Annotated in this window: 4 protein-coding genes; all 4 read right to left on the reverse strand. The window is 70.5% G+C overall.

Annotation, left to right across the window (positions count from 1 at the left end):
• Window positions 1-9 precede the first annotated feature (9 nt).
• A complete protein-coding gene (locus tag ON30_RS17285; protein ID WP_083911460.1) occupies window positions 10-2,337 on the reverse strand; it encodes a hypothetical protein in 2,328 nt (775 codons plus the stop codon).
• A 7-nt stretch (window positions 2,338-2,344) separates the two neighbouring features.
• Window positions 2,345-3,835 (reverse strand): SCO6880 family protein, encoded by a 1,491-nt coding sequence (locus ON30_RS17290; RefSeq protein ID WP_040708438.1) that lies wholly within the window; start codon window positions 3,833-3,835, stop codon window positions 2,345-2,347.
• Complete coding sequence (locus ON30_RS17295; protein WP_040708454.1) at window positions 3,832-5,292, reverse strand: hypothetical protein; 1,461 nt, start codon at window positions 5,290-5,292, stop codon at window positions 3,832-3,834. Before ON30_RS17295 ends, ON30_RS17290 begins: the two co-directional genes overlap by 4 nt.
• 223 nt (window positions 5,293-5,515) lie before the next feature.
• Window positions 5,516-6,328 (reverse strand): DUF8175 domain-containg protein, encoded by an 813-nt coding sequence (locus ON30_RS17300; protein ID WP_040708439.1) that lies wholly within the window; start codon window positions 6,326-6,328, stop codon window positions 5,516-5,518.
• Window positions 6,329-6,406 lie beyond the last annotated feature (78 nt).

The following is a 6,406-nucleotide window of genomic DNA, read 5'->3' on the forward strand; positions in this document are numbered from 1 at the left end:
TCGCGACCCTCATGCGGCACTCCCGCTGGGTGAATCCTTGTCGCGCCCGGTGGATTCGGTGAACTCGCTGAACCGCTGGTTGGTGTCGTGGATCCCGCTGTCCTTCTCGGACTGGGTGAACTCCATGTGGAACGGGATGCCCGGACGACGATCCTCACCGATCTTGAGCAGGAATTTGCCGGTGCCGGGCGGCGAGGGCCGCTGCTGACCGGGCTTGAGCGCCTCGCCGGTCAACGCCTGCGGCGCCGACCACCCCGTGACCATGTCCTCCTCGGCGGAGGTGAACGGCACCGTGGAGTCGAGGCGCTTGACCTCCTCGGCGGGCAGCGCGCCGAAGATCTTGGCGCGCGCGCGTTCCAGGAAGCCCAGCGCCTTGGCGATAGCGGCCTCGGTGCCCAGCGCCTGCAAGTCCTTGATGGTGTGGCTGATCATGATCAGCGCGGTGGCGATGCTGCGTTGCAGGCGGGTCAGTTCGTCGACGCGGTCGACCATGAAATCGCCGAGGCCCAGCACCTGCCACAACTCGTCCATGACGACCTGGAAGTAGCGCTGCGGCCCCATGCCAGCGTCGGCCAAGACGTGCGCGGCCTCCACGGAGGCGAACCCGTCGGCCCAGCAGGCCAGCATGACCGCGGCCTTGAGTTTCTTGTCGCCGGTGGGGATGTGGGAGACGTCGATGCAGACCGCGACCGCGCCGGTGTCGATCGGCACCGAGGTCTGGCCGTTGAAGATCGCGCCGAACGGGCCCTGCGTCAGCGCGCGCAACGAGCGGCGCAGGCCCTTGATGGCGTTCTGGTATTCGTTCGGGTCGTCGGCGCCCGCGTCGAGCATCAACTCCTCGCCGCCCGCGACGATCACCTCGAGCAGGTTCTCCATGATCGGCGGCTGATCCGGGGTGTAGCCGCTGCCCGGCTGGTACAGGATGCGCAGCGCGGTGGAGATCAGCGTCTCCTCGTAGTCGCGCACCCGCGCGCCGCGCACCAGTTCCACCAGGCCGGCGATGAGGGTCACCTGCCGCGCGCGCATGTCCTGGAGCACCTGCGCCTGCAGGGCCGGGTGGTCCTCCAGCAGCGGCACCACCGAGCCGAGCACGCCCGCGGCCAGCGGGTTGAGTTTGCCGTGGCCGTAGCCCAGGTCGATGACCTGGCCGCCGACCAGTTCGACCATCTTGCGGTAGTCCGGTTTGACGTCGGCCAGGATCAGCGGGGTGATGCCCTGCGCGATGCCGCCGAGCACGATCCGCCGCACCAGCGAGGATTTGCCGAAGCCGTTGAGCCCCAGCACGAACAGGCTCGGCGCGGTGATGAAACTGCCGCGCAGGAACCAGTTCATCGGGTCGAAGCAGACCGGCGCGCCGGTGTGCAGGTGCGAGCCCAGCGGCGTGCCGATCAGCGGCGCGCCCGCGCCGACCGACCACGGCCACAGACCCGCGACCTGGGCGGTGGTGGCGCGGTACTCCACCGGACGGCCGACCACGTTCATCCGGCCGCCACCCGGCCCGGCGTAGCCGCGATCGGTCAATTGCGCCGTGCTGCGGTCGAATCCGTCCTCGAAGGTCTGCTCCGCGCGCGCGGCGTAGTTGCGGCGGCGGATGTCGTCGGTGCGGACCCGGAAGGTGGCCCAGGCCGCGCGCAGGCCGGAGCCCTCGCGGCTGAGCTGTTCGAGTCTGGCCCGGTTCGCCTCGTCCAGCAGCGGCGGACCGGACTGCTTGCGCTTGTCCGAACGCGCCTTTGCCCGGCGCGCGGCCTTGTCCATCGGCGGGGTGCCCATCGCGCGGTCGGCGGTGTAGTCGACCTTGTCCTGGCGCGGTTGCTGCCGGGCCTGCCGACCGTTGGCGCGCTGCTGGGCGGACCGATCCGAACCGCGCTCCTGGCGCTGCGGCATCCGCTCCTGGCGTCCCTGGGACGGTCGTTCGGGCCGGGCCATCCCCGCCCGGTCCGGCCGGTACCCGCCTTGGCGTTCGGGCCTGCCGCCGTCGCGGGACGCGCCGCGCTCCCCGCGCGGATGCTCGCGCCGCTCGGGATGGGCCCGATCGGGACGGACACCGTCGCTCCGCCCGGCGCCGGGCCGGGCCCGCCGCTCGGCGGTGTCGCTCGACGACCTCCGCTCCCGATCGGACCCCGCCCCGGTCTCGCCGCGCTCGTCGCCGCTCACGCCCCTGGCCAGCCTGCGCGCCCGGTCGACCAGATCCTCCGAGCCGCTCTGTTCGCCCCGGCGGCCCATATCGCCGACCGAGGGCGGACGGCTGTCGACCGCGGGGCCGAACGGTCCGTCCGCCCCGCGGTCGAAGGACGCGTCGATCCCCGGCTCGAACGGGACTTCGTAGTCGCGTGCCATGAGTCGATCACCCCGCCAATGCCTTCGGAATGGTCGCGTGTTCCGGCAGGATCACGCCGCAGCCAAGGGAGGCCGCGAACCCCGCGGCCTGGTAGCGGTAACACCGCCGGATCTTCAACCGCGCCTGCGTGGACAGATCGCGGGTGATGGCCTCGATACGCGGCAGGTCACCGCGCAGCGGTTCGGTGATGGTCACCAGCGCGCCGAAGCGGGTCACGCCGTGACCGCGGGCCTGCTCCTCGCGGGCCTGCTGGGTCGCGCCCACCCGCAGCGTCGCCGCGGCCGAGACCACGCCGCGTTCGCTCTGCTGGGCGACCAGCGCGTTCTTGAAGTCGTCGTCCACGATCTCGGCGGCGTCGGCGGCCGAATGCGGGCGGTAGACGATCGCGATCCGCTTGCGCGGCACCTCGGGGTTGGGGGCGAGCAGCCGTTGCAGCACCCGCTCGTCCACCGCACCCTCGGGGGCGGCGTCCATCTCCCAGGTGACCGAACGGCCGCCGTCGTGGATGAAGTGGTCCCATTTCTCGTCGTGGGACACCGGGCCCGCGTCGGCCCAGTCCAGGCCGTGGCCTTCGGGTTCGGAGGCGGCCACCTCGAGGTCGGCCTGCGAGGCCGGGTCGTAGCTGCGGCGGATGAAGGAGATGACCTCGTCGGCCGACATCGGCTGGGCGCGCACGCCCGCCTCGGCCAGCGCCGCGCAGATGCCGGGCAGCCTGCGCCCGATCTCCACGGCCTCCTCGGCCGGATTCTTGCGCCGCTCGGCGGTGGTGGCCTTGAAGGTGATCGCCACGCGCGGCAGCAGTTGCACCCGCTCCTGCGGCAGTTCGGTGGCCAACTCGTACATGACCTGCTGGGCCAGATCGGGCGCTTCGGGCCTGGTGATCGTGGACACCTCGGTGAGCAGGCGGTTGCCCGTCTCGGGCACGGTGTCGATGACCGGGACCACCGCGATGATGTCGCTGGTCTGGCCGACCGAGGCCAGGAAGGTGCCCCACGCCGAGACCCACCGGTCGATGACTGGTTGGTCGACCGCCTCGTGCCCCTGCGGCCAGGCGCGCAGCACCACGGTGTACTGCGCGAACTGCGGCAGGTGGATCATGCCGAAGCTGTAGCCGCCCGCGTCGATGCCCTCGTAGAGCTTGGAGGGGGCGAGCAGGCCGGGCAGGCGGGTGACACCGCCGGGGACCCGGGAGAACCGGCCGCCGCGGTACACGTGTTCGCCGTTGCCGCGCGAACGCATCCAGTTGAACATCATCAATCCCGTCTCGTAACCCGAACGCCCCCCGGTGCGCCACACCAGCGGAACCATGATGACCACGCCGACGCCGCCGACGATGAAGCCCCATTGGAATCCGCCGACCATCGCCGTGATCAACGCCGTGATGACCACGACGAAACCGATCACGGTCTCCTCCCAGCGCAGGCCGAAAAGACCTGCGCTGCGAGGCTTCTGCCACAAGCCGTACGAGCGCCGCTCGTAGGTGTCGGTCACAGTCATCGCGGAATGGTGCTCCTCCCGAGATCGGGCGAACGATTCGCCCAGCGGTCACCGGCGAGGTCGCCCATCGTCTCCTCGGCCCGGTTGAGTCCGCTGGTCGCGGCGCGCGCGGCACCCGCCCGACCGGCGGCCCTGGCCGCACCGGACGGTACTCCGGCCGCGCCTTGTTGGCCGGAGGCGCGCGGGGGTTGACCGGTTCCGCCCCCGCGTGGCGGCGGGACGGGACGCGGACCGCCGCCGCGCGGGCCTGCGCCACCGGGACGCGGACCCGCGCCACCGCCGCCGACGTAGCCCGGCGAACCGGCGGCGGCGGTGGACTTCACCGCGACCGCCTTGGTGCCCATCGCACCGAGCGCCGCCGCGGCGACGAGGGTGCCGCCCGCCGCGGTCAGACCCGAACCGCCGGAACCGACGATCGCGACGGCCGGGGTGACCAGGCGCATCAGCGCGGGCAGCACGAAGGCCACGCTGCACAGCAGCACGATGGCCACCAGCATGCGCTGGGCTTCCTCGCCGTCGGGCAGGCCCGTGGTCGAGGTCAGACTGTCGACGTGGCCCGCGGTGGTGAAGGCGATCATGTAGACGATCGCGGCCACCGGTTTGTACAGCATGAACGCGATGATCCAGCCGACCAGCTTGGAATAGGACTGCTTGCCGATGTCCATCCCGGACGCGGCCGCGGCCAGCGGCAGCACGCCCGCGGCCACCAGCAGCAGGCCCTGACGCACGATGGCGAGCACGATCTGGGCGAGCGCGCCGAGCAGGCCGACGATCGCGATGATCAGCACCAAGCCCGGCGAGAACGCCTGCAACTTACTGGTCTTGACCATCAACTCGGCCAGATCCTTGGCGTTGCCGTTGGTGGAGTCCTGGATGATCCACTCGGAGAACCGGTCGCTGGCCTGGGTGCCCGCCACGATCACCGCGCCGAGCATCCACGAACTGAACACCACGCGGGCGAACATCTTGAACGATTCGGCCGCCTCGCTCACCGCGGCCCCGCGCCTGGCGGCGGCCAGACGCGCGCCGGTCAGGATGACCGAGGCGATGAGCAGCAATATCTGTATCTGATAGGTGTAGTCGTTGATCTTGGTGAACAGCGAGCCGTCGTCGCTGGCGGCCTCGTTGGGCACCTTCATCCAGAAGGTCAGCGCGAGGATGATCGCCTCGCCCAGACCTTTCATCAACGAGTCGACCACCTTGCCGAAGGTCGAATCCCACGCCTTGTCCTTGACCGCGGTGGCGGCCTCGCCCGGATGCGAGGCGGCGTTGCCCGCCTTGCAGGCCGCCGAGGCGGCATCGCCCAGCGAGATGCCGGGCAGGCCGACGTCGTCGAGGGTGTCGTGGATCTCGTTACAGGTGTCGTCGAATCCGTAGGTCTGGCCGTAGGCCACCGTCGGTGTCGCGATCATCACGGTGAAGATGACCGCGAAGATCGTGAGAATCCGCCTCAGCACTGTGTCCACCTCTCGATGGCTCGCAGGGACCCGCTCCGCACCCGTCGTACGCCTCGCACCGGCCGGAACTCCCAATCCTCCTGTGGCCGAACAGGTGTCCGGCCGCCGTCCGGCCGCGCCGGCCGACTCACCATTGTGTCCCGGCATCGCCCCGCGCGGGTAGCGGACGCGCGATCCGCCCCGTCCCGATCCTCGATCCGACGGTGTCGCAGCCGATATCGGTTCACCACGCGGTCCACCCTTCGATCGATTCGATGTACTCGGTGTGCGCGCTGTTGGAGGTCGACGGCTTGAGCCGCCAGTCCCCCGCGTCCCACACCATCACCAAACGCAGTGCCGCCCACAGCTGTTTGCCGTCGACGGCGGGTCCGCGCGAGGCGAACCGGACGATGGCCAGATCGTCGGCGTAGTTCTCGACCTTGAAGGCGTCGGAGGCGACGAAATACCGGGTGATCTTCTCCGGTTGCTGTTCGGGCAACCGGTCCTCCTCCAGCGCCTTGTCGTAGGCGGCGATCTGGGTCGCCGAGACCCGCACCTGCCGCACGTAGAGTTCACGGTCGGCGGGACGGGCGTTGAGCCGGTAGGTGATCTGCGCCGCGGCCAGCACCGCGCCCTGGGGTGTGTGCGAATAGCCCACGGCCAGACCGTCCTCGATCCGGGTCGGGCCGTCGGAGGTGGAGAACGGCACCGACGCGCCGTAGACCCGCTGCCACCCGAACGGGGAGCGGGTGCCCTCCGGGGCGGCCGTCAGCCAGTCGGCGTCGGTGGGCTTGCGCTGGCGCGACGGGTCCTGCGAGAGCGGTTGTCCGGCAGCGTTGTTCGGGACGTCGACCCGTCGCCCGAGGATGTCGATCTCGGGATCGGCGAATCCCTCGCCGCCGGAACTCACGGCGACGGCGGCGCTTTCGCCGCCGCCGGAATCGTCGCGCCCGATGAACATCACGATGCCGACCACCAGGATCAGTGCCAGCAGGGCCGCGGACGCGATGGCACCGAAGGAGACACGCTCGCGCGTGTAGGGCTCCTTCTGACTCACTTGGGTGCCTCCAATGTCACGATGTCGTCGGGCAATTCGTCGAGGGCTGTCAGGGGCGGGGTGGTCGATCCGGGGTCC

Origin of the sequence: Nocardia takedensis NBRC 100417 (genome assembly GCF_000308695.1) — a bacterium.
GTDB classification, from domain to species: domain Bacteria; phylum Actinomycetota; class Actinomycetes; order Mycobacteriales; family Mycobacteriaceae; genus Nocardia; species Nocardia takedensis.